Source organism: Pseudomonas sp. R5(2019), from assembly GCF_009905435.1.
Classification (GTDB): Bacteria; Pseudomonadota; Gammaproteobacteria; order Pseudomonadales; family Pseudomonadaceae; genus Aquipseudomonas.
Map to the genome: position 1 here is coordinate 109,790 of NZ_JAAAMT010000002.1, position 22,743 is coordinate 132,532.

Annotated in this window: 19 protein-coding genes; 9 read left to right on the forward strand and 10 right to left on the reverse strand. The window is 62.0% G+C overall.

The window, feature by feature from the left end; genetic code table 11:
- Positions 1-15: 15 nt before the first annotated feature.
- The 3 genes from rssC to GUY40_RS02150 form a co-directional block, all read right to left on the reverse strand.
- Positions 16-498, reverse strand: coding sequence for an anti-sigma factor antagonist RssC (gene rssC / locus GUY40_RS02140; RefSeq protein WP_166567285.1), 483 nt, complete (start codon positions 496-498; stop codon positions 16-18).
- A complete protein-coding gene (rssB, locus tag GUY40_RS02145) occupies positions 495-1,679 on the reverse strand; it encodes a two-component system response regulator RssB (RefSeq protein WP_166567286.1) in 1,185 nt (394 codons plus the stop codon). Before rssB ends, rssC begins: the two co-directional genes overlap by 4 nt.
- A 371-nt stretch (positions 1,680-2,050) precedes the next feature.
- Positions 2,051-2,752, reverse strand: coding sequence for a VacJ family lipoprotein (locus GUY40_RS02150; protein ID WP_166567287.1), 702 nt, complete (start codon positions 2,750-2,752; stop codon positions 2,051-2,053).
- Positions 2,753-2,932: 180 nt separating this feature from the next.
- Between GUY40_RS02150 and GUY40_RS02155 the strand changes: the two genes are divergently transcribed.
- A complete protein-coding gene (locus tag GUY40_RS02155) occupies positions 2,933-3,535 on the forward strand; it encodes a hypothetical protein (RefSeq protein ID WP_166567288.1) in 603 nt (200 codons plus the stop codon).
- 122 nt (positions 3,536-3,657) lie between these two features.
- Positions 3,658-3,921 (forward strand): DUF4404 family protein, encoded by a 264-nt coding sequence (locus GUY40_RS02160; protein ID WP_166567289.1) that lies wholly within the window; start codon positions 3,658-3,660, stop codon positions 3,919-3,921.
- Positions 3,922-4,036: 115 nt separating this feature from the next.
- Here the strand turns inward: GUY40_RS02160 and queF are convergent, their stop codons facing one another.
- A complete protein-coding gene (gene queF / locus GUY40_RS02165; protein ID WP_166567290.1) occupies positions 4,037-4,867 on the reverse strand; it encodes an NADPH-dependent 7-cyano-7-deazaguanine reductase QueF in 831 nt (276 codons plus the stop codon).
- A gap of 329 nt (positions 4,868-5,196) precedes the next feature.
- Between queF and GUY40_RS02170 the strand changes: the two genes are divergently transcribed.
- Positions 5,197-5,877, forward strand: a complete 681-nt coding sequence (locus tag GUY40_RS02170; protein ID WP_166567291.1) for a heavy metal response regulator transcription factor — start codon at positions 5,197-5,199, stop codon at positions 5,875-5,877.
- Positions 5,877-7,232, forward strand: a complete 1,356-nt coding sequence (locus GUY40_RS02175; protein ID WP_166567292.1) for a heavy metal sensor histidine kinase — start codon at positions 5,877-5,879, stop codon at positions 7,230-7,232. Before GUY40_RS02170 ends, GUY40_RS02175 begins: the two co-directional genes overlap by 1 nt.
- A gap of 10 nt (positions 7,233-7,242) precedes the next feature.
- Here GUY40_RS02175 and GUY40_RS02180 read toward each other — a convergent pair whose 3' ends face one another.
- From GUY40_RS02180 to GUY40_RS02190, 3 genes are all read right to left on the reverse strand, one after another.
- On the reverse strand, positions 7,243-8,487 hold the full coding sequence (locus GUY40_RS02180) for a lipoprotein-releasing ABC transporter permease subunit (RefSeq protein WP_166567293.1): 1,245 nt from the start codon (positions 8,485-8,487) through the stop codon (positions 7,243-7,245).
- A gap of 70 nt (positions 8,488-8,557) precedes the next feature.
- Positions 8,558-9,241, reverse strand: a complete 684-nt coding sequence (gene lolD, locus GUY40_RS02185) for a lipoprotein-releasing ABC transporter ATP-binding protein LolD (protein ID WP_178117640.1) — start codon at positions 9,239-9,241, stop codon at positions 8,558-8,560.
- Positions 9,242-9,248: 7 nt separating this feature from the next.
- Positions 9,249-10,499: a lipoprotein-releasing ABC transporter permease subunit gene (locus GUY40_RS02190; RefSeq protein WP_166567295.1), complete on the reverse strand. Its 1,251-nt coding sequence runs from the start codon at positions 10,497-10,499 to the stop codon at positions 9,249-9,251.
- A 94-nt stretch (positions 10,500-10,593) separates the two neighbouring features.
- Between GUY40_RS02190 and GUY40_RS02195 the strand changes: the two genes are divergently transcribed.
- Together GUY40_RS02195 and GUY40_RS02200 are read left to right on the forward strand one after the other, a co-directional pair.
- Entirely contained in the window at positions 10,594-11,181 is a 588-nt protein-coding gene (locus GUY40_RS02195; RefSeq protein ID WP_166567296.1) for a PilZ domain-containing protein, read from the forward strand.
- Between the two features lie 42 nt (positions 11,182-11,223).
- Complete coding sequence (locus GUY40_RS02200; protein ID WP_166567297.1) at positions 11,224-11,946, forward strand: glycerophosphodiester phosphodiesterase; 723 nt, start codon at positions 11,224-11,226, stop codon at positions 11,944-11,946.
- A 42-nt stretch (positions 11,947-11,988) separates the two neighbouring features.
- Here GUY40_RS02200 and sthA read toward each other — a convergent pair whose 3' ends face one another.
- The 3 genes from sthA to GUY40_RS02215 all read right to left on the reverse strand — a co-directional run bounded on the left by sthA (position 11,989) and on the right by GUY40_RS02215 (position 16,109).
- The gene (gene sthA / locus GUY40_RS02205; protein WP_166567298.1) at positions 11,989-13,383 is read right to left on the reverse strand and encodes a Si-specific NAD(P)(+) transhydrogenase; all 1,395 of its coding nucleotides are present in this window, start codon (positions 13,381-13,383) and stop codon (positions 11,989-11,991) included.
- Between the two features lie 161 nt (positions 13,384-13,544).
- On the reverse strand, positions 13,545-14,540 hold the full coding sequence (locus GUY40_RS02210) for an FAD:protein FMN transferase (protein WP_371924691.1): 996 nt from the start codon (positions 14,538-14,540) through the stop codon (positions 13,545-13,547).
- Positions 14,541-14,645: 105 nt separating this feature from the next.
- Entirely contained in the window at positions 14,646-16,109 is a 1,464-nt protein-coding gene (locus tag GUY40_RS02215) for a glyceraldehyde-3-phosphate dehydrogenase (RefSeq protein ID WP_166567299.1), read from the reverse strand.
- Positions 16,110-16,278: 169 nt separating this feature from the next.
- Between GUY40_RS02215 and mfd the strand changes: the two genes are divergently transcribed.
- From mfd to GUY40_RS02230, 3 genes are read left to right on the forward strand one after another with little or no spacing between them, the layout of a single operon-like run.
- Entirely contained in the window at positions 16,279-19,728 is a 3,450-nt protein-coding gene (gene mfd / locus GUY40_RS02220; protein ID WP_166567300.1) for a transcription-repair coupling factor, read from the forward strand.
- 10 nt (positions 19,729-19,738) lie between these two features.
- Positions 19,739-20,266, forward strand: a complete 528-nt coding sequence (locus GUY40_RS02225; RefSeq protein WP_166567301.1) for a CsiV family protein — start codon at positions 19,739-19,741, stop codon at positions 20,264-20,266.
- Between the two features lies 1 nt (position 20,267).
- The gene (locus GUY40_RS02230) at positions 20,268-22,595 is read left to right on the forward strand and encodes a DEAD/DEAH box helicase (protein WP_166567302.1); all 2,328 of its coding nucleotides are present in this window, start codon (positions 20,268-20,270) and stop codon (positions 22,593-22,595) included.
- Positions 22,596-22,743 lie beyond the last annotated feature (148 nt).

Sequence of the window (22,743 nt, forward strand, 5' to 3'; positions counted from 1 at the left end):
CCCTCAAACGAGCGGTCAGGTGCGCTCGAGGGCGTTGACCAGGTCGTGAAAGGCTTCACGGTTGGAGTCGTTCAAGCCCATGAGGATTTTGTGCGCTTCCAGAACCTTGGCCTTGACCACGTCTTCGGACTGGTCCTGGGACGGTAGGTCCGCCAGGCATTCCGGACAAGGGATCGGCTGGTTGACGATGTTGAACACCTGATCGAAGCCCATCGACTGCAGCAACCGGGTGATGTCTTCGTGGGTGGTGACGACGGTTGGCAACAGCCCCACCTTTTGCCGCGAAAGGATCGACAGTTTGGCCAGAAGCCCCAGCGTGGTGCTGTCGATGCTGCGGGTTTCGGTGAGATCGATGACGATCGCTGAAAAGTTCAGCGCCGTGAAAATCCGCTCAATCGTCGCATCCAACGCCGAGCAAAGGGTCAGGCGCACCTCACCGACGAACTTCAGCACAAAGGTGCCATCCTGCTCGGCAAACTGGATTCTACCGGTACTCATTGAAGATTCCTGCTTAACACCAATAGGGCGATATCATCCGGCATCTCCCCAAGCGTAGCTAAACCAAACCGTTGCCGCAGGCCATCCAGGCTGCCGCCCGCTGCACTGACTATTTCAGGCAGTGCTGCTTCCTTATCTTTGAGTGTTTCGCCGGGCAAAAGGTCCAGAATGCCATCAGATAACAGCGTCAGGCTGAAGCTTGGCGGCAGCTCCAGCACATTGTCGGCGTAGGTGGCTTCGTTGAACAGCCCTACCGGCAGCCCGCGGCCGTCCAGGTAGCGCGCTTGCCCTGGCGTGTACAGCACCGGCAACGGCAGGTGCCCGCCAATGCTGTAGGTCAAAAGCCCGGTGTCTTCATCAATCACGCCGCCCACCATCGTCACATGCTTGCCCAGCTTGCAGTTGATCAGCCCGCGGTTGATGTGGCCCAGCACTTCCGACGGCATGAATTCGCGCAACTTGCCGCCGCGCTTGAATTCAAACAACAGCCTGGTGGTCATGAACTTCAGCAGCACGGTGACAAACGCCGAAGAGGCACCATGGCCGGACACGTCAGCGAGGTAAAACGCGATACGGCGCTCGTCCACGCGGAAGTAGTCGACAAAATCTCCAGACAGGTACAGCGACGGAATGATCTGGTGTTCAAACGCCAGGTCATCAGCGTGCCACGGGCTTCCGGGCAGCATGTTCATCTGCACCTGCCGCCCCGCCGTCTGGTCTTCCTGCAACAGGTGCAGGCTGGCCTCGAGCTCGCGGTTGGCGGTTTCAAGTTTCTCCCGGTAGCGCTGGTTTTCCTGCACCAGGCGAGCGCGATCCAGTGCTCGGTGCACCGAATGCTCAAGCACCGCGAGGTCTTCCAGAGGTTTGATCAGGTAATCCGCCGCACCCAGGCGCAAGGCCTCGACCGCATCATTCATGACCCCTGCGCCGGACACGACGATAACCGGCGTGTCTGGAGCGCGTTCGGTGACCTGGCGGATAAGCTCGAGGCCGCCGACCTGCGGCATGCGCAAGTCACAGATCACAAGATCGGGGTTTTCCCGCTCGAATACCTGGAGACCTTGCAGGCCATTGCTTGCCTGAAGGACGCTGAAGCCACTGTCTTCAAGGTAGGCGGCAAGGCTTGCGCGCACTACATCGTCATCATCGATTATCAGCAGCGTGGCACTGGGTTTCTGCATGTGGGCAAACGGCGCCAGAAATTAAGTTGACGTAGGCAGCCAGGACGAGCCTGGACTCACTTACCGGATTTCACTTCCAGCCTCTCTGCTATGAGTTGTAGGACAAGAAGCCCTACACAGCAAATTCAGAGGTGCCCTGTAAGGCGCAGACGGTACTCCCATCCGCCGGGCGTTTCAAGCTCACACCGATGGTCGCTTGAGGACTTTTCCCACACAAATCACCATGGGTTATAAAAAACCTGCCAAGCGTGACACAAAGAAAGGTTGAAGCAGGACGGGATCCAAACAGACGCTCTGCGTCCCGGTATTCAGTATTCATTTGAAACAAAGAAGGCGGCACATTTGGCCGCCTTCCGTTTACCGCTGATCAATCAGAAATCGTCTTCGACCTGCCCGTCCTTGACCTTGAACTCGCGGTTCTGCAGGTAGGCGTTGCGGATGAAGGTGTACTTGTCGCCTTTGATCAACTTCTCTGCCGGCAGTAGCGCGACACGGGTATCCACCACCTTGACAGCCTGCGCAACGTTGCGGGTCGGCACGTGGTTCATGTAGCGGTAGGGCGAGGTGTAGCCGTCCGGATACTTGGAGATGGCATCGCGCACGGTGCTCGGGCCCAGCAGCGGCAGCATCACGTACGGGCCACTGCCCACACCCCAGTAGCCCAGGGTCTGGCCGAAGTCTTCATCGTTACGTTGCAGGCCCATGCGGGTGCCCACGTCAAAGAAGCCCAGCACGCCGAAGGTGGTGTTGAAGATCAACCGTGCGGTGTCGACACCGGCGGCCTGCGGCTTGAGCTGCAGCACGTTGTTGGCCAGGTTGCCGACATCGCCGATGTTGTTGAAGATGTTGTGAACACCGTCTTCGAGAAACTGCGGCGTGACCGCCTGGTAGCCTTGCGCGATGGGCTTGAGCGCATAGGTGTCGACCGTATCGTTGAATCGGAAGATCGGCCGGTTGATGCTCTCCCACGGGTCATCTTCGGCCGCTTGGGCCGCCACCGGCACCAGCACGACGCTTGCACACAGGCAGGCACGGGCCAGACGATCGATCAATACCTCACCGATCAAACGCATACACTTACTCCTCGACAATCACGGTTGCAGGCATGCAGCCTGCGGCAAAATCGGGAGTATAAAGGGTCTGCCGCGAATTAGGCAGCGGTGGCACTTCGGCGGCGCAGGCTGTCACATAGCGGAAACAGGACTGTCACGGGCTTGGCGTACGCTTGAACGTCATTTTACAGGGACGTTGCCATGCCATCCTCTGCCCCCGCTGTGACTGCCCTTCTGTTCGGCCTGCGCGGCTGCCTGGTGGACTTTGGCGCCCAGGCCTGCGCCCAGCCGGGCAAGCCACTGGAACCGGCCAAGCCGACACCCGGTGCGATGGACACCCTGAGCGCCTTGCGCAAGCAAGGCGTGCCCTGCGCCTGGCTGGACGAACTGCCGACGCAAACCGGGCGCAAGCTGGCGGCGACTCTGCCCGACTGGGTCGCCGCCACCCATAACCCCGCAGGCCTTGCCCCCTGGCCAGCGCCGGATGCGTGCTGGCAGGCATTGATGGCGCTGAAAATCCCGCGCCTGGACGGTTGCGTGCTGGTCAGCGGCGAGCCACGGCTGCTGCAATCGGGGCTCAACGCCGGGTTGTGGACCATCGGCCTGGCCTCGTGCGGAGCGCTGTGCGGGCTGTCTGCACAGGAGTGGAAAGCGCTGGACGCCCGGCAACAGGAGCAAAAGCGCAGCAAGGCGACGCTGGCGCTCTATGGCCTGGGCGTTCACTCGGTCATTGATCACCTGGAAGAGCTTCAAGATTGCCTGGCCGATATCGGCCACCGTCGCCTCAAGGGTGAACGCCCATGAAGGCCGCCATTGATCGGGATCATGCAGATCGCGCGCAAGTGGATTAATCTGAAAGCAGGGCCATGGACCTTTTACGCGCCATGCGGGTCCATGGCTGTGCCTACTATTGAAGGGAGATCGCCATGCCTGCCCGCGAACTGCAAGAGAAACTCGATACCTTGCGCGAGCAATTGGAACAGAATCCACCGCTTTCCCTTGAGGAACGCGACGAACTTCACAAATTGATGGAACAGCTCGACGCCCAGATAAAACTGGAAAATACCGTTCCAGACACAAGCCTGGTCGATGGCGTCAATCTTGCCGTTGAACGCTTCGACGTCGAGCATCCCGCCCTGACTCAAACCCTGCGCAACATCGTCCAGACACTTCAAAGCATGGGTATCTGACCCCCATGCCGTAGGAGCAAGGCTCGTCGGAGCGCCGAACCGCTGCGATGCAGACGGCTCGGTATGTCTGACGCACCGCGTTGAGGCCATCGCAGGCGAGCCTTGCTCCTACATATTACTGACGAACCAGGCGCAGGTTCTGAACGCTGAGCTTATCGCTGCTGCGGTAGGGGTTGATGTCCAGACCGCCGCGGCGCACATAACGGGCGAATACCGTCAGGCTTTCCGGTTTCAGCAGACGTTGCAGGTCGAGGAAGATCCGCTCGACACACTGCTCATGAAAGTCCGCGTGCTGACGGAAGCTGACCAGGTACGCCAGCAAGCTGGCGTGATCCAGCGCCGCGCCGCGGTAATGCACGCCGACGCTGCCCCAGTCCGGCTGGCCGGTGACCGGGCAGTTGGACTTGAGCAGATGGCTGTGCAGGCTTTCTTCGACCACCCGCTCGACGTCGCAGCGCAGCAGCTCTGGCTGCGGCTGCTCGTAATTGCTGATGGCGACATCGAGGTCATCGATGCACACGCCGGGCATCGCGGCCACCCCTTCGGCCTGAACCTCGGCCAGACTGCGAATACGCACACCCACGGGCTTGCCCGCAGCGCCCGACAAATCCCGTTCCAGACAACCCACCAGCGCCTCGACGGAGTCGAACGGGGTCTGGTTCAGCGAGTTCAGATACAGCTTGAACGACTTGGATTCGATGATGTTCGGCGAGTCCGCCGGGATGCTGAATTCGCCGATGGCCACTACCGGCTTGCCCGACGGCAACAGCCAGGACAGCTCGAAGCAGTTCCAGAAATCCACACCTTTATACGGCAGGGTCTCGGCGCTCAAGCCAAGCTCCGCCCACTTGGCTGCACGCGGGATCGGGAACAGCAACGACGGGGTGTAGGTAGAGATATACTCGCTGGACTTGCCCAACGGCGAATGTTCGGCTGCGGGATGCATGGCTAAAACCTGGACTGAATAAACCGGCATAGTCTATCGGGTTTACGCCCAACCTGGCTATTTGACGACCGTCAGCTTGCCAAGCATGCTGGCCTGGTCGTGCCCAGGCACATTGCAGGCGTCAGGGGCAGGCTCAGGGCCATCAATGCCGCGGCCATTGCGATGCGTTTCATTGTCGTTGACTCCCTCAAACGATAATCAGGCTATGCACCACTCTAGACCGCCGCCACTGGCGTTGAGCTGACGAAAAGATTACAACTTTGTCAGCTTGCGCCGATTTGCCCGCAAAGCAGGGTATAAAGCCCGCCTCGTCATGCCTTGAGGGCCTCATGAAACTGCTGATCGTCGAAGACCAACCGAAAACCGGCCAGTACCTGCGCCAAGGCTTGAGTGAGGCCGGCTTTACTGCAGAACTGGTGACCGACGGGCTGGCGGGCCAGCATCTGGCGCTGACGGGCGACTACGCCTTGCTGATCCTTGATGTGATGCTGCCGGGGCGCGATGGCTGGCAAATTCTTCAGGCCGTGCGCCAGGCCGGGCTGGACTTGCCGGTGCTATTCCTGACCGCGCGCGATGCGGTCGAAGACCGGGTTCATGGCCTGGAGCTGGGCGCCGACGATTATCTGGTCAAGCCCTTTGCGTTTTCCGAACTGTTGGCCCGGGTACGTACGCTGCTGCGCCGCGGCGCCAGCACCCCACAGGAAACCGCCCTGGGCCTGGCCGACCTGCGCCTGGACCTGATTCGCCGCCGGGTCGAACGCGCAGGCGCGCGAATCGACCTGACCGCCAAGGAGTTTGCCCTGCTCGAACTGCTGCTGCGCCGCCAGGGCGAAGTGCTGCCCAAATCGCTGATTGCCTCCCAAGTCTGGGACATGAATTTTGACAGCGACACCAACGTCATCGAAGTGGCCATTCGCCGCTTGCGCCTGAAGATCGACGACGCCCACCCGCACAAGCTGATCCACACCGTGCGCGGCATGGGCTACGTACTGGAAGAGCGCCCGGCCTGATGCGCAACCTGTCCTTGAGCAGCCGCCTGGCGCTGCTGTTCGCCGGCTGCACGGCCGTGGTATCGCTGACCGCCGGCGTACTGTTCAACCGCGCCAGCGAAGCGCACTTCGTCGAGCTCGACCAGCAACTGCTCAACAGCAAACTGCCTGGCCTGCGTCAGGCGCTGCAAGGGTTGGAAACACAAACGGGCCTCCCAGCCCATCTGGCCGCCTTGCAACAAGCGCTTCGCCACCAACCGGACCTCGCACTGCGCATTCAAGGCGCGGACGGCCAGACCTGGTTCGACAGCGAGCCCGGACTGCCCTCCCCCTCACACAACCACGACCTGGATACCCTGCACCGCCAGGGCGCGGACTTTCGCAGCCTGAGCGTGGCGCTCAGCCCATCCGCCGACTCGCCGCGCCTGACGCTGCTGCTCGATATCACCCACCACCAACACTTTTTGCAGCGCATGCAGCGGCTGATCTGGCTGACCGTCGGGCTCTCCGCCCTGGCCACCGCCCTGCTCGGCGCCTGGGCTGCACGCAGCGGGTTGCGGCCGTTGCGGCGCATGAGCGAAGTGGCCGCCGAGGTATCGGCGCGCTCATTGACCTTGCGCCTGCCACGCTCGCAGATGCCGGCCGAGCTGGCCGAACTGGCACAGACCTTCAACGCCATGCTGGAGCGCCTGGATGATGCCTTCCAGCGCCTGTCAGCGTTTTCCGCCGATATCGCCCACGAATTGCGCACCCCGCTGTCCAACCTGCTGACCCACACCCAGGTCACGCTGACTCGCCCTCGCAGCCTTGAGGAATACCGAGAGACTCTGCACGGCAACCTTGAAGAACTGCAGTGGATGGCGCAACTGGTCAACGACATGCTGTACCTGGCCAAGGCCGATCACGGGCTGTTGATGCCGAACCGCGAACCCTTGTCGATGGCCGACGAGACCGATGCCTTGCTGGAGTTTTTCGCGCCGCTGGCCGAGGACGCCGGAGTGAGGATGGCCCGCGAGGGTGACGCGAGTCTGTCAGGTGACCGCGGCATGCTGCGCCGGGCGCTCTCCAATCTGCTCGACAATGCCCTGCGCTTCACGCCCGCCAACGGCGAGATCCGCGTCGCGATCCGGCAGGCTGAACACCAACTGACGATGCTGATTGAAAACAGCGGCGAGGGCATCGACGCCGCCGTCTTGCCGCGTCTGTTCGATCGCTTTTACCGCGCCGATCCCGCACGTCGGGAAGGCACCAGCGAACATGCAGGGCTGGGGTTGGCGATCACCCAGTCGATCATCCGTGCCCATGGCGGCTCGATTCGTTGCGAATCGGCGCCAGGCTGGACACGGTTTGTGATCGAGTTGCCGTCAAGCGAGTAAGGCCGGCGCCTTACTCGTAACGCAAGGCGTAGGCAGGCTCGATCTGCGCAGCACGCCAGGCCGGATACAGCGTCGCCAGGAAACTCAGGATCAAGCCGGCGGAGCAAATCAGCGCCACATCGCCCCACTGCAATTGCGAGGGCAAGGTGCTGATGAAGTAAACGTCCGAGGTGAAGATATGCTGGCCGCTCACCCGCTCGATCCAGCCCACCAACTGGCTGACATTGAACGCGGCGATCACCCCAAGCACCCCGCCGATCAGGGTACCGACCACGCCAATCACCGTGCCCTGCACCATGAAGATGGTCATGATCTGCCGCGGCGTCGCACCGATGGTTCTCAAGATGGCAATGTCCCCGCCCTTGTCGTTCACCACCATGATCAGCGTGGCGATGATGTTGAACGCCGCCACGGCGACGATCATCAGCAGCAACAGGCCGATCATGGTTTTTTCCATTTTCATCGCGCTGAACAGGCTGCCCTGGGTGTGGGTCCAGTCATCGGCCTTGTATTGATCGCCAAGGCTGCTGGCGATGGCGCCGGACACCTGGGTCGCGGCATACAGGTCCTTGACCTTGAGCCGCACGCTTTGCACCTGGTTGGGCTCCCAATGCTGCATCTGCGCCGCATCGGCCATGTGGATCAGTGCCATCGAACCATCGAGCTCGGCACCGACCTTGAACACACCCACCACGTTCAGGCGCTGCATGCGCGGCGTGATACCCCCCGGCGCGTTGCTGACTTCAGGCACGATCAGCGTCAGCTTGTCGCCCACATTCAGGCGAAAGCGCCGCGCCGTGATCTCACCGATGATCACCCCGAACTCACCCGGCTGCAGGTCGTTCAAGCTGCCCTGGACAATCTTGTCGGCGACGATCGAGACCTTGCGCTCCTGGGACGGGTCAATGCCGCTGATCTGGATTGGCTGCATGGCGCCCTTGTACGACAGCATGCCTTCCATTTCGGTAAAGGGCACCGCGGCAATCACCTGCGGGTTTTTCAGCGCGGCATTGGCCACCGATTGCCAGTCGTCCAGCGGCTTGACACCGAGGATCGTGGCGTGGGGCACCATGCCGAGGATGCGCAAGCTCATCTCGCGCTGAAAGCCGTTCATCACCGACAACACCACGATCATCGCCAGCACGCCCAGCGCCAGGCCGATCATCGAGGTCATGGAGATGAACGAGATAAAGTGGTTACGGCGCTTGGCCCGGGTGTAACGGGCGCCGATAAAGATGGATAACGGTCTGAACATTCGCGGGGGCACCGAAAAAAGGTAAATGACCCGGCGTGCGCTTACGCTGCGCACGCCGCGTACGTTCGCGTCAGAGCGGCACCAGCCGGCCTTCTTCCAGACGCAGCACACGGTCCATTTGCCGTGCCAGGTTCTGGTCGTGGGTCACGACCAGAAACGCAGTATTGGACGAGGTGCTCAGCTCCAGCATCAGCTCCTGGATACCGTGAGCGGTATGCTGGTCGAGGTTACCGGTGGGCTCATCAAGCATCACCAGCCCCGGCCGGTTGACCAGTGCCCGGGCGATGGCCACGCGCTGGCGCTCGCCACCGGACAGTTCGGCCGGCTTGTGGCTCAGGCGGTGGCCAAGGCCGACGCGGGTCAGCAAGGACGTGGCCCGTTCGCGCGCTTCAGGGATAGCCACACGGCCAATCAGCAGGGGCATGCAGACGTTTTCCAGGGCGGTGAACTCAGGCAGCAAGTGGTGGAACTGGTAAACAAACCCCAGCGCCCGGTTGCGCAACAGGCCACGGGCCCGCTCGCCGAGGGCCGACAGCTCTTCGCCCGCCAGCCAGACGCTGCCGCTGCTCGGGGTATCGAGGCCGCCCAGCAGGTTGAGCAAGGTACTTTTACCCGAACCGGAACTGCCGACAATGGCCACCCGCTCACCGGCGTGCAGTTCAAGTTGCAGCCCGGACAGCACTTGCACCGACTCCGGGCCTTCCTCGTAGGATTTGCCCAGGTTGCGGCAGCTCAGCACAGCTTTATCACTCATGCGCGACTCACTCATAACGTAGCGCCTCCGCAGGCTGGGTGCGCGCTGCACGCCAGGCCGGATACAGGGTGGCGAGGAAACTCAGGACCAACGCCGCACCGCAGACCATCAACACGTCTTCGGCCATGAGCTGCGAGGGCAGGTAATCGATGAAATAGACATCGGCGTTCAGGAATTTATGCCCGATCAGGCGCTCCAGCGCTGCAATCGCGGCGCTGACATTGAGCGCCGCGAACATGCCTACCAGTGCGCCGATCAGGGTCCCGACCACGCCGATCACGGTGCCCTGGACCATGAAGATCGCCATGATCTGGCCCGGCGTCGAGCCCAGGGTGCGCAGGATCGCGATGTCGCCGCGCTTGTCATTGACCACCATCACCAGGGTCGAAATGATGTTGAACGCGGCCACGGCGACAATCAGCAGCAACAGCAGGCCGATCATGGCTTTTTCCATGCGGATCGCCTGATACAGGTTGCCATGGCTGCGGGTCCAGTCACGGGCGTAGTACTCGTGGTCGCCCAGGGTCTGAGCGATCTGCCAGGACACCCTTGGGGCCTGGAACAGGTCGTCGAACTTCAAGCGCAGGCCCTGCACCTGGTCCGGCTTCCAGCGGTGCAGCCGGCCCAGGTCCTCGATGTTGGTCACGCCGAGGTAGCCGTCGATCTCGCCTGCGCCGACATGGAAGATGCCGGTGACGGTAAAGCGCTTCATGCGCGGGAACATGCCTGCCGGGGTCACGGTGACTTCCGGGGCGACGAAGGTCAGCTTGTCACCCACCGCCACGCCCAGCTTGGTGGCGGCCTTGTCGCCGATCATGATGCCGAACTCACCGGGCTTGAGATCTTGAAGGCTGCCCTGCCTGACGAAGTTGTCGATGATCGAGACGTTGCGCTCACGGGTCGGATCGACGCCATTGAGCAGCACCTTCTGGACAGTGCCGCTATGGGTCAACAAACCCTGCATCTGGGTGAACGGCGCGACCGCCACCACCTGCCGGTTCTGCTGGACCTTTTCGGCCAGCGCCGGCCAGTCACTGATCGGCTGGCCGGACTCCAGGGTCGCATGCGGGACCATGCCCAGCACGCGGGTGCGCATCTCATGGTCGAAGCCGTTCATGACCGACAGGACGACGATCATCACGACAACGCCCAGGGCGAGGCCGATCATCGACGTCAGGGAAATGAATGACACGAAGTGGTTGCGACGCTTGGCACGGGTGTAGCGCGTACCAATAAACACGAAAAGAGGTCTGAACATGTCGGGGCTTGTTCGGAGGAAAGAGGAACGTCCTTGTGGCGAGGCTCGGACAGCGGAATTACACTCAGACCACCGCCGCTACCATGGGTTCGCCATGTCGACATTAGATGAAGAAGATCGCCGCGAATACTACCGTATCGACGACCGGATCGCACTGGAAATTAGCCCCCTGGACGCCTCGCAAACGCTGGGAACAGAGTTGTTGCAGGATGCTTCGCCGCTCTTCAACCTGCTCAGCGAATTGCACCTGAGCGAGTTCGAATCGCAGCACCTGTTGCGCCAGCTCAGCGACAGCGACCGGACCCTGGCGGCCTTTCTGAAAGCCCAGAACAAGCGCATCGACCTGCTGACTCAAGTGGTTGCACAAACCATCCTGGGGCAGATCGGCACGCCGCAACCGGTGGTGTTGTCCGAAGGCGGGCTGGAGTTCAGCCAGCACGAAGCGATTGCCGCCGGCACTCACTTGTCACTGAAAATGGCCCTGATGCCGCAAGCGCTGGGGTTGTTGTTGCGTGCCCGTGTTACGCATTGCGACAAAAAAGAGGACGGCCTGTTCGACATCGGCACCGAGTTCGAAGCCCCCAGCGACGCCCAGCGCCAGCTGCTGGCCCGCTATATTCTGCAGAAACAGGCACAGCAACGTCGCCAGGCCCGTGAACAAAGCGAGCCAGGGGCAACCTGAGCGCTCAATAGCCTGCCCGACACTTATCTTGAAGGAACAAACGTGACCCTAATCTACGGCCATCGCGGCGCCAAAGGCGAAGCCCCCGAAAATACCCTGGCCAGCTTCGAGCAGTGCCTCAAGCACGGCGTGCGCCGTTGCGAGCTCGACCTGCACCTGTCCTCGGACAACGAACTGATGGTCATCCACGACCCCTCTCTCAAACGCACCACCGACCGGCGCGGCAAGGTGGCCGAACACACGGCCGCGGAGCTGGTGACATACGATGCACGCAAGGGTGGCCCGGGCTGGGTGCAGCCATGCACGATTCCGCGCCTGGAAGATTTGTTCGAGAAGTGTGATTTCGATCACTGGCAACTGGAGGTCAAGAGCACCTCGCAGGTGCGTGCTGCCACCACGGTGCTGGCGATTCGTGAAATGGCGCAGCGCTTCGGCCTGCTGGACAAGGTCACCGTGACCTCAAGCTCGCGCGACGTCTTGACCGCGGCCCTGGAACTGACCCCGGACCTGTCTCGCGGACTGGTCGCCGAATATGCCTGGCTCGACCCACTGAAGGTCGCCCAGCGATATGGCTGCGAGTATCTGGCCTTGAACTGGACACTGTGCACCCCCGAGCGCCTGCTCAGGGCTCAGCGTCAGGGGCTGCACGTGTCGGTGTGGACAGTCAACGAACCGGCGCTGATGCGCAGGCTCGCCGACTTCGGCGTAGACAGCCTGATTACAGACTTTCCCGGTTTGGCCAGCGCCACGCTCGAGAATTGCTGAAATCGGTCTCCCCGGCCGGCTCAGGCCACCGGCCGGAGCCGCTCAAAAAAGCCGGTTGAGGCCGTCGTAGGCCGCTACCCGATAGGCTTCGGCCATGGTCGGGTAGTTGAAGGTGGTGTTGACGAAGTACTTCAGGGTGTTCTGCTCACCCGGCTGATCCATGATCGCCTGGCCGATGTGAACAATCTCCGACGCCTGATAACCGAAGCAGTGAACCCCGAGAATCTGCAGGGTTTCGCGGTGGAACAGGATCTTCAGCATGCCCTGGGGCTCGCCGGCAATCTGTGCACGCGCCATGCCCTTGAAGAACGCCTTGCCGACTTCGTAGGGCACCCTGGCCTGGGTCAGCTCCTGCTCGTTCTTGCCGATCGAGCTGATCTCGGGAATGGTGTAGATACCGGTCGGCACGTCGTTGACGAAGCGCCAGCTGCCATTGTCGACGATGCTGCCAGCAGCCGAGCGACCCTGGTCATGGGCAGCACTGGCAAGGCTCGGCCAGCCGATCACGTCACCAGCGCCGTAGATGTTCGGCTTGGTGGTGCGGTAAGCCTCGTCGACTTCGATCTGGCCGCGGCTGTTGACCTTGATGCCGATGTTTTCCAGGCCCAGCTTGTCGGTGTTGCCGGTCCGGCCGTTGCACCACAGCAACGCGTCGGCCTTGATCTTCTTGCCGGACTTCAGGTGCAGGATCACGCCGTTGTCCAGGCCTTCGACCCGATCGTACTCTTCGTTGTGGCGCACGGTGATGTTGTTGTTGCTGAAGTGGTAGCTCAGCGCCTGGGAAATTTCCGAATCCAGGAAGCTCAACAGCTGGCCACGGTTGTCCACCAGCTCAACCAGCACACCCAGGCCACTGAAGATCGACGCGTATTCGCAACCGATCACACCGGCACCATAGACGATCAGCTTGCGCGGGGTGTGGCCCAGGCTGAGGATGGTGTCGCTGTCGTAGATACGCGGATGGTGGAAGTCGATGTCGGCCGGGCGATACGGGCGCGAGCCGGTGGCGATGATGATGTGCTTGGCCACCAGCTTCTCCACCACGCCGTTGGCGCAGACCACTTCGACGGTTTGCTCGTCGGCGAAGCTGCCGGTGCCGAAGAACACATCAACGCGGTTTCGGGCGTAGTAGCCGGTACGCGAGGCTACCTGCTTGGAGATCACCTTTTCGGCGCTCTTGAGCACGTCCGGGAAGGAGAACCAGCGCGGCTCACCGATGGCCCGGAACATCGGGTTGGTGTTGAACTGCATGATCTGCCGCACCGAGTGACGCAGGGCCTTGGACGGGATGGTGCCCAGGTGGGTGCAGTTACCGCCGACCTGGCGACGGCTATCGACCATCGCCACTTTGCGTCCTGCTTTGGCGGCGTTCATTGCCGCACCTTCTCCAGCCGGACCGGAACCCAACACCACTACGTCGTAGTTGTAGACAGCCATGCATACTCCTTCAGAACAGGCCGAGATGCCACGCTGGCATCTCCGGCTACCTCATGGCCTCAACGCGCCATGAAAAATTCGGGTGCAGTCTAATCAAGCTTGAACGCCGCGCACATTAACCCTTGGTCGCGTCGTAGGCTATTTTTGTCTGCACTACATCGTTATTTGACGGTGACAGCCGCGGTCATGCGCTCGAATGCCGGGGTCGCACGTGTGACGAACAGCTTATCGGCACGGGTCACGAAAAGCGCAGCAATGTCGTGTTTCAATGCGTAATCCCAGCCCTCCTCCGGCCCCAGTATCAGCAGCAACGTCGACAACCCGTCCGCCATCGCCGCTGACGGCTCAAGCACGGTGACCGAGGCCAGCGCATGCTCGACCGGCATTCCGCTGCGCGCATCGAAGGTGTGGGAATAGCGTCTGCCACCCTGCTCGAAGTAATGACGGTAGTCGCCCGAAGTGGACACGCCATAGCCATCCACCGCGAGCATCTGCTGCAGCTCCTGACGATCATCGCGAGGCGCTTGCAGGGCAACCCGCCAGGCACTGCCGTCAGGCTTGCGGCCAACCGCCTTGAGCTCACCGGTGGCCTCCACCAGAAAGGCCTCGACGCCCATGGCCTGCAACTGCGCCGCCATGCGGTCGACGGTGTAGCCGGCGGCGATGCTGTTGAAATCCAGCTCTACCGGCGCATCCTTGCACAGCGACTCACCACTGAGCCTGAGGTGCTGCTGCCCGACTCGCCGACGTACGTCCAGCAGCGCCTGGGCTGTCGGCACCTGCTCGCGCCGCGACTGCGGACCGAAGCCCCAAAGATCGAGCAAAGGCTCGACCGTCAGATCAAAGGCGCCACCGCTCTCGCGGTACAGCCACTCGCCCAGGCCGAAGAGTTGCAACACCGCCGCTGGCATGGCCTGGCAACTGTTGGCCGGCAAGGCATTGAAACGCCCGACCACCGAATCGCTGCGATAGGTGGAAAAGTCATGATCCACTTCAGCCAGGATGGCCTCGACCTGCTCGCGCACCTGCTCGACCGCAGGCCCATCAGCCTTGCGCACATACTGGACGGAGTAACTGCTGCCCATGGTGGGGCCGGAAAAGCGCTCAAGGGTATCCCCACGTTCGCACCCTGTCAGCGACACCATCAACACCGCCATGCCCATCATCAGTAACGGTCGAATCAATGCCTGCCCCCGTGCAAACCTGTACGCCCCAACAAAAACGGGAACCCGAAGGTTCCCGTTTTCACACCCAAGCGAAGCTTAGCGTGGGAAAGCTGGCGGATTAACGCCAGCCATGTCTTCCATCACGCGAACTACCTGGCAGCTGTAACCGAATTCGTTGTCGTACCAGACGTACAGGACAACGCGGTTGTCGTTGCAGATAGTGGCTTCAGCGTCGACCACACCGGCGTGACGCGAGCCAACGAAGTCGGTGGAAACCACTTCCTGGGAGCTCACGTAGTCGATCTGCTTGTGCAGGTCCGAGTGCATGGCCATCTGGCGCAGGTACTCGTTGATTTCTTCGCGGGTAGTGGCCTTTTCCAGGTTCAGGTTCAGGATGGCCATCGACACGTTCGGTGTCGGAACGCGAATCGCGTTACCGGTCAGCTTGCCCTTGAGCACTGGCAACGCCTTGGCGGCGGCAGTGGCTGCGCCGGTCTCGGTGATAACCATGTTCAGCGCAGCGGAACGACCACGGCGACTGCCCTTGTGGAAGTTGTCGATCAGGTTCTGGTCGTTGGTGTACGAGTGAACGGTTTCAACGTGACCATTGACGATGCCGAACTTGTCGTTGACAGCCTTGAGCACCGGCACGATGGCGTTGGTGGTGCAGGAGGCGGCCGAGATGATCTTGTCATCAGGGCTGATGTCAGCGTGGTTGATGCCATGCACGATGTTCTTCAGCGCGCCCTTGCCCGGTGCGGTGAGGATCACGCGCGAGGCACCCGGGCAGGCCAGGTGCTGACCAAGACCTTCAGCATCACGCCATACGCCGGTGTTATCGACGACCAGCGCGTTTTCGATACCGTACTGGGTATAGTCGACTTCGCTCGGGTTTTTCGCGTAGATAACCTGGATCAGGTTGCCGTTGGCGGTGATGGTGCTGTTTTCTTCGTCGATGGTAATGGTGCCATCGAACGGGCCGTGAACCGAGTCGCGGCGCAGCAGGCTGGCACGCTTGACCAGATCGTTCGCGGCGCCTTTGCGCACGACGATGGCGCGCAGACGCAGGCCGTCGCCACCACCGGTTTTCTCGATCAGGATGCGAGCCAGCAGACGGCCGATACGACCGAAGCCGTACAGGACCACGTCGGTGCCTTTGCCTGGGGCACCGTTTTGCTTACCGACGACATCGGCCATTTCGTCACGCACGAACTGCTCGGCGCTACGGCCGTTGCCTTGTTCCTTGAACTTGACCGCCAGCTTGCCCAGGTCGACCGAAGCCGCGCCCAGCCTGAGCTCGCTCATGGCCTTGAGCAGGGGGAACGTCTCGTGGACAGACAGTTCGGTTTCGTCGGCCTGGCGATGACGTGCAAAGCGGTGAGCCTTGAGAATCGCGATGACTGAACGGTTGATCAGGCTGCGGCCATAGATCGAGCTCACCACGCTGTTATTGCGGTAGAGCTGACCGATAAGCGGGATCATCGCTTCGGCAAGTGCTTCACGATCAATCCACTCACCAAGACACTGGTCGGGCTTCTGAGTCACGGGAACCTTCCACATGTAGGGACAGAAAAAAGGGGCTACATTATGCCGCCCCGCACAGATTCGAGCAATGAGCGCCTGTCGCCCCCACGGCACTACATGCTTTTAGCCCGCTGAAACCTGACAGCCCGGCCCCGTGAACGGTACAATCGGCGTCTTTGTCGCAACGCTTGGAGCTCGACCTCCCGTGCCAGTTCTGCGTCTACCGCACCTGCCTGCCACCGCAGGCAAACACACCTGGGGCAACCTGCCGGGCGCCGCCCTGAGCCTGGCCATTGCCGAAGCCGCCAGCGCCGCCAAGCGCTTTACCCTGCTGCTGACAGCCGACAGCCAGAGCGCTGACCGCCTTGAGCAGGAGTTGCGCTTCTTCGCGCCTGAGCTTGCGGTCCTGCACTTTCCCGATTGGGAAACCCTGCCCTACGACCTGTTCTCACCGCACCAGGACATTATTTCCCAGCGTATTGCCAGCCTATACCAACTGCCTGAGCTTGCCCACGGCATCCTTGTAGTGCCGATCACCACGGCCCTGCACCGTCTGGCGCCCACGCGCTTTCTGCTCGGCAGCAGCCTGGTGCTGGACGTCGGCCAGAAGCTGGATGTCGAGCAAATGCGCCTGCGCCTGGAGGCCAGTGGCTATCGTTGTGTCGACACCGTTTACGAGCATGGCGAATTCGCCGTGCGCGGCGCCCTGATCGACCTGTTCCCGATGGGCAGCAAACTGCCCTACCGGATCGACCTGTTCGATGACGAAATTGAAACACTGCGCACCTTCGACCCGGAAAACCAGCGCTCGATCGACAAGGTCGAGTCGGTGCGACTGCTGCCGGCGCGCGAGTTCCCGCTGAAAAAAGAAGCCATCACCCAGTTCAAGGCGCGCTTTCGCGAGCGCTTCGACGTGGACTTCCGACGCTGCCCGATCTTCCAGGACCTGAGCAGCGGCATTACCCCCGCAGGCATCGAGTACTACCTGCCGCTGTTCTTCGACGACACCTCGACCCTGTTCGACTACCTGCCCCAGGACACCCAGGTGTTCTCCCTGCCCGGTGTCGAGCAAGCGGCCGAAAACTTCTGGAACGATGTGCGCAACCGCTATGAAGAGCGCCGCATCGACCCTTCCCGCCCCTTGCTGCCGCCCGCCGAGCTGTTCATGCCGGTGGAAGACTGCTTCGCGCGGCTCAAGGCGTTGCCACGGGTGGTCGCCAGCCAGAACGATATCGACGCCGGCCCAGGCCGCGAGCGCTTCGCCGCGCAAGCACTGCCAAACCTTGCCATCGAAGCCAAGGCCAACCAGCCGCTGGCAGCCTTGTCGAATTTTCTCGACCAGTTTCCTGGCCGGGTGTTGTTCACCGCCGAATCGGCCGGGCGCCGCGAGGTGCTGCTGGAGTTGCTGGAGCGGCTGAAACTGCGCCCCGACACCGTCGACGGCTGGAACGAGTTCGTCGCCGGCAAAGGCCGCCTGGCCATCACCATCGCTCCGCTGGACGAAGGCCTGCTGCTGGAAGACCCGGCACTGGCACTGGTCGCCGAGAGCCCGCTGTTCGGCCAGCGCGTGATGCAGCGTCGGCGCCGCGAGAAACGCAGCGACGCCAGCAATGACGCGGTCATCAAGAACCTCACCGAACTGCGCGAAAACGCTCCGGTGGTGCATATCGACCACGGCGTGGGCCGCTACCTGGGCCTGGCGACGCTGGAAATCGACAACCAGACCGCTGAATTCCTGGCTCTGGAATACGCCGACAACGCCAAGCTCTATGTGCCGGTGGCCAACCTGCACCTGATCGCTCGCTATACCGGCAGCGACGATGCGCTGGCGCCGCTGCACCGGCTGGGCTCCGAAGTCTGGCAAAAAGCCAAGCGCAAGGCCGCCGAACAGGTGCGCGACGTCGCCGCCGAACTGCTCGATATCTACGCCCGCCGCGCGGCGCGCAAAGGCTACGCGTTCGCCGACCCGTCGGTGGATTACGCCACCTTCAGCGCCGGTTTCCCGTTCGAAGAAACCCCCGACCAGCAAGTCGCCATCGAAGCCGTTCGCGAAGACATGCTCGCGCCCAAGCCGATGGACCGCCTGGTGTGCGGTGACGTGGGCTTCGGCAAGACCGAAGTGGCCATGCGCGCCGCCTTCATCGCCGTACATGGCGGCCGCCAGGTGGCGATTCTGGTGCCCACCACCCTGCTCGCCCAGCAGCACTACAACAGCTTCCGCGACCGCTTCGCCGACTGGCCGGTGACGGTTGAAGTGATGAGCCGCTTCAAGTCGGCCAAGGAGGTCAATGCCGCCGCGGCCGACCTCGCCGAGGGCAAGATCGACATTGTGATCGGCACTCACAAGCTGCTGCAGGACGATGTCAAGATCAAGAACCTGGGGCTGGTGATCATCGACGAAGAGCACCGCTTTGGCGTGCGCCAGAAAGAGCAGCTCAAGGCCCTGCGCAGCGAAGTCGATATCCTCACCCTGACCGCCACGCCGATTCCGCGCACCTTGAACATGGCCGTGTCCGGCATGCGCGACTTGTCGATCATCGCCACCCCGCCGGCCCGACGGCTGTCGGTGCGCACCTTTGTCATGGAGCAGAACAAAAGCACGATCAAAGAAGCGCTGCTGCGTGAGCTGCTGCGTGGCGGCCAGGTCTATTACCTGCACAACGACGTTAAAACCATCGAGAAGTGCGCCGCTGACCTGGCCGAACTGGTGCCTGAAGCCCGGATCGGCATTGGCCACGGGCAGATGCGCGAACGCGATCTCGAACAGGTGATGAGCGACTTCTATCACAAGCGCTTCAACGTGCTGATTGCCTCGACCATCATCGAGACCGGCATCGACGTGCCAAGCGCCAACACCATCATCATCGAGCGCGCCGACAAGTTCGGCCTGGCCCAGCTGCACCAGCTGCGCGGACGGGTCGGCCGCAGCCATCACCAGGCCTACGCCTACCTGCTGACACCACCCCGCCAGCAAATCACGCCCGACGCGGAAAAACGCCTGGAAGCGATCGCCAATACCCAGGACCTGGGCGCCGGCTTCGTGCTGGCCACCAACGACCTGGAAATCCGTGGCGCCGGCGAGCTGCTGGGCGAAGGCCAGAGCGGCCAGATCCAGGCCGTGGGCTTTACTCTGTATATGGAAATGCTCGAACGCGCGGTCAAGTCGATCCGCAAGGGCGAACAGCCGAACCTGGACCAGCCGCTGAGCGGTGGGCCAGAGATCAATCTGCGCCTGCCGGCGTTGATCCCCGACGACTACCTGCCTGACGTGCATGCACGGCTGATTCTTTACAAACGCATCGCCTCGGCCACGGACGAAGACGGCCTGAAGGACTTGCAGGTGGAGATGATCGACCGCTTCGGCCTGCTGCCGGATCCGACCAAGAACCTGGTCCGCCTGACCCAGCTCAAGCTGCAGGCCGAGCTACTGGGCATCCGCAAGGTCGATGCCGGGCCGCAGGGTGGCCGAATCGAATTCGCGGCTGAAACGCCGGTCGATCCGCTGGTGCTGATCAAGCTGATCCAGAGCCAGCCCAAGCGCTACAAGTTCGAAGGCGCAACGCTATTCAAGTTCATGGTGCCGATGGAACGAGCCGATGAGCGATTCAACACCCTGGAGGCGCTGTTCGAGCGCCTGACTCCGAAATCTGCTTGAAGGAAGCTACATGCGTGCGATTCGCTGCTTGACCCTGTTGCTGGCGCTCTGCGCGCCGGCGGCCTTTGCTGGTGGCCTGTACCAGGTCGAGATGATCCTGGTGCGGCAGAACGCCGTGCCGGCCATCACCAGCCAGTTCGCCCCGGAAGACTGGCGCGACGGCGCCAGCCCCGTGGTTGCCGGCGACGAGCGCCAACCGGTGATGCTCGATGAAGTGAACAAGCTGAAAAGTGACAGCCAATACACCGTGCTGCTGCACAAGGCCTGGCAACAGAACCTGAGCGACCAGCCGAGCAAGGTGGCCATCAGCGACGGCCAGGAGCAGTTCGGCCATTTTCCCATCGAAGGGAATATCCACCTGAGCGAAAACCGCTTTATCAGCGTGGATGCCAGCGTCTGGGTCAACCAGCTGGACGGCGACGGCAGCGTCACCCAGAGCGAACAGATGAAAAAGAGCAACAACAATGTGAAAGCGGGCGAACTCACCTTCCTTGACGGCGGCCACCTGGCCTTGCTGATCAAGGTGACGAAGCCTTGAAATGCCCGAGCGAGTGATAGACAACCTGCCGCCACGGCCACGCCTGTGGCTGGGCAGCATCGAATTCAGCGCCTTCGAGCCGCGCAACGGCCGCATGCAGCGCTACACCCAACACCGCGCAGCCCTGGCTTTCGGCTACGCTGGCGAATACATCAACGGTGCCCGCCACAGCACCGTTTTTGCCCATCGCGACAACGAGACCCTGCGCATCCAACGCCAGCCCGGCGCTGAAAAGGCCCTGCGCGATACTCTGCTGGGGCTTGGTTTCAAGATCGCCACCCGGCAAAGCAAGGCGCTGCCCGAAAGTGCCGGCGACCCGTTCGAACTGCCGAGCGAAAGTGCCTGGCTGCGCTTTATCCTCAACGACTTGCCGGGCTTGCGGGAACAGGGCTGGGAGATCGAATACGCCGACGATTTCGCCTTCGACCTGACGCCCGTCGATGACTGGTATGCGCAGATCGAGGAAGCTCCGGAGCGCGACTGGTTCGACCTGGAACTGGGCATCGTGGTCAACGGCGAGCGCCTGAGTCTGCTGCCCATCCTGCTCAACCTGCTGCGCACGCACCCGGAATTGTTGAACCCGGCGCAACTGGCTCGACGCCGGGATGACGAACAAATGCTGGTGCCGATTCACGGCGGCCCGGCCACCAAGCACCGACTGATGCAAGTCGCCCTGCCTTATGGCCGGCTCAAGCCGGTCTTGGCCACCCTGGGCGACTTTTACCTGCGCGAGCCTGGCGAGACCACCCTGCGGCTTCCGACCCCCGACGCCACGCGCCTGAACGCCCTGCACGACCTGCCCCTGAGCTGGGAGGGAGGTGAGCGGGTGCGCAACCTGGCCGAGCGCCTGCGGGATATCCGCATGCAACCGGTGGAGCCGCCACAAGGCCTCAACGCCACCTTGCGCAGTTATCAACTCGAAGGCCTGAGCTGGATGCAAGCGCTACGGGAGCTGGACGTGGGCGGCATCCTCGCCGACGACATGGGCCTGGGTAAAACCCTGCAAACCCTTGCCCACTTGCTCACCGAAAAAAACGCCGGTCGCCTGGACCGCCCCGCCATGGTGGTGATGCCTACCAGCCTGATCCCCAACTGGCAGGACGAAGCCGAACGCTTCGCTCCCGGCCTGCGGGTGGTCGCACTGCACGGTGCCAGTCGCAAAAAGCATTTTGCCAACCTGCACGACTATGACGTGCTACTGACCACCTATGCCCTGCTGCCCAAGGACCTGGAGCAACTCAAGGCGCTGGCGCTGCACGTGCTGATCCTCGATGAAGCGCAGTACATCAAGACCCCCGACAGCAAGGCCGCCCAGGCCGCGCGCCAACTCCAGGCGCGCCAGCGCCTTTGCCTGAGCGGCACGCCGCTGGAGAATCACCTGGGTGAGCTGTGGTCGCTGTTCCATTTCCTGCTGCCCGGCTGGCTGGGCGACGCCAAGGCGTTCAACCGCGACTACCGCGTACCGATCGAACGCCAGGACAACAGCGAACGCTTGCAGCACCTGAACGCCCGGATCAAGCCGTTTTTGCTGCGCCGTACCAAAGAACAGGTCGCCACCGAGCTTCCGGCCAAGACCGAAATGGTTCACTGGGTCGAGCTCAACGACGCCCAACGTGATGTGTACGAAACCATGCGCCTGGCGATGGACAAGAAGGTACGCGATGAAATCACCCGCAAAGGGGTGGCCCGCAGCCAGATCATCATCCTCGAAGCACTGCTGAAACTGCGGCAGGTCTGCTGCGACCTGCGCCTGGTTGATCGCAACGCGCCGCATCCACGCGGTGGTAGCTCGGGGAAACTCGGCAGCTTGCTGGAAATGCTCGAAGAGTTGATCGCCGAGGGTCGACGCATCCTGCTGTTCTCGCAATTCACCACCATGCTCGGCCTGATCGAAACCGAGCTGCAGCATCGTGGTATCGAATACGCCCTGCTCACGGGCGAAACTCGTGACAGACGCAAGCCGGTCAAGGACTTCCAGGAAGGTAAGGTGCAGATCTTTCTGATCAGCCTGAAGGCTGGCGGCGTCGGCTTGAACCTGACGGCGGCTGACACCGTGATCCACTACGACCCTTGGTGGAACCCGGCCGCCGAGCACCAGGCGACCGATCGCGCCTACCGGATCGGACAGGAAAAGCCGGTGTTCGTCTACAAGCTGATCACCCGCGGCACAGTAGAAGAGAAGATTCAGCACCTGCAGCTGGAGAAGTCCGCGCTGGCCGCCGGCGTACTGGATGGACGCCAGGCCGGAGACTGGAAATTGCAGCCCGATGACATCGAAGCGCTGTTTGCGCCATTGCCAGGACGGCGTCGGCAGCGTAATGCGCATTGACTCGAATGATCGCTGAACTCAAGAACAACAAAACTCCAATAATGTAGGAGCGGCGGTCCGGCGTCCCGGCCCGGCCGCGATGGGCTGCGAAGCGGCCCCGGCGATTCTGAAACCGCCGGCACTCGCAAGCTGATTCTCAGATATCACA

Coding starts and splice junctions, on each gene's coding strand:
- rssC (WP_166567285.1), bottom strand. CDS start 498: ATGAGTACCGGTAGAATCCAGTTTGCCGAGCAGGATGGCACCTTTGTG.
- rssB (WP_166567286.1), bottom strand. CDS start 1,679: ATGCAGAAACCCAGTGCCACGCTGCTGATAATCGATGATGACGATGTA.
- GUY40_RS02150 (WP_166567287.1), bottom strand. CDS start 2,752: ATGCGTTTGATCGGTGAGGTATTGATCGATCGTCTGGCCCGTGCCTGC.
- GUY40_RS02155 (WP_166567288.1), top strand. CDS start 2,933: ATGCCATCCTCTGCCCCCGCTGTGACTGCCCTTCTGTTCGGCCTGCGC.
- GUY40_RS02160 (WP_166567289.1), top strand. CDS start 3,658: ATGCCTGCCCGCGAACTGCAAGAGAAACTCGATACCTTGCGCGAGCAA.
- queF (WP_166567290.1), bottom strand. CDS start 4,867: ATGCATCCCGCAGCCGAACATTCGCCGTTGGGCAAGTCCAGCGAGTAT.
- GUY40_RS02170 (WP_166567291.1), top strand. CDS start 5,197: ATGAAACTGCTGATCGTCGAAGACCAACCGAAAACCGGCCAGTACCTG.
- GUY40_RS02175 (WP_166567292.1), top strand. CDS start 5,877: ATGCGCAACCTGTCCTTGAGCAGCCGCCTGGCGCTGCTGTTCGCCGGC.
- GUY40_RS02180 (WP_166567293.1), bottom strand. CDS start 8,487: ATGTTCAGACCGTTATCCATCTTTATCGGCGCCCGTTACACCCGGGCC.
- lolD (WP_178117640.1), bottom strand. CDS start 9,241: ATGAGTGATAAAGCTGTGCTGAGCTGCCGCAACCTGGGCAAATCCTAC.
- GUY40_RS02190 (WP_166567295.1), bottom strand. CDS start 10,499: ATGTTCAGACCTCTTTTCGTGTTTATTGGTACGCGCTACACCCGTGCC.
- GUY40_RS02195 (WP_166567296.1), top strand. CDS start 10,594: ATGTCGACATTAGATGAAGAAGATCGCCGCGAATACTACCGTATCGAC.
- sthA (WP_166567298.1), bottom strand. CDS start 13,383: ATGGCTGTCTACAACTACGACGTAGTGGTGTTGGGTTCCGGTCCGGCT.
- GUY40_RS02210 (WP_371924691.1), bottom strand. CDS start 14,540: ATGGCGGTGTTGATGGTGTCGCTGACAGGGTGCGAACGTGGGGATACC.
- GUY40_RS02215 (WP_166567299.1), bottom strand. CDS start 16,109: ATGTGGAAGGTTCCCGTGACTCAGAAGCCCGACCAGTGTCTTGGTGAG.
- GUY40_RS02225 (WP_166567301.1), top strand. CDS start 19,739: ATGCGTGCGATTCGCTGCTTGACCCTGTTGCTGGCGCTCTGCGCGCCG.
- GUY40_RS02230 (WP_166567302.1), top strand. CDS start 20,268: ATGCCCGAGCGAGTGATAGACAACCTGCCGCCACGGCCACGCCTGTGG.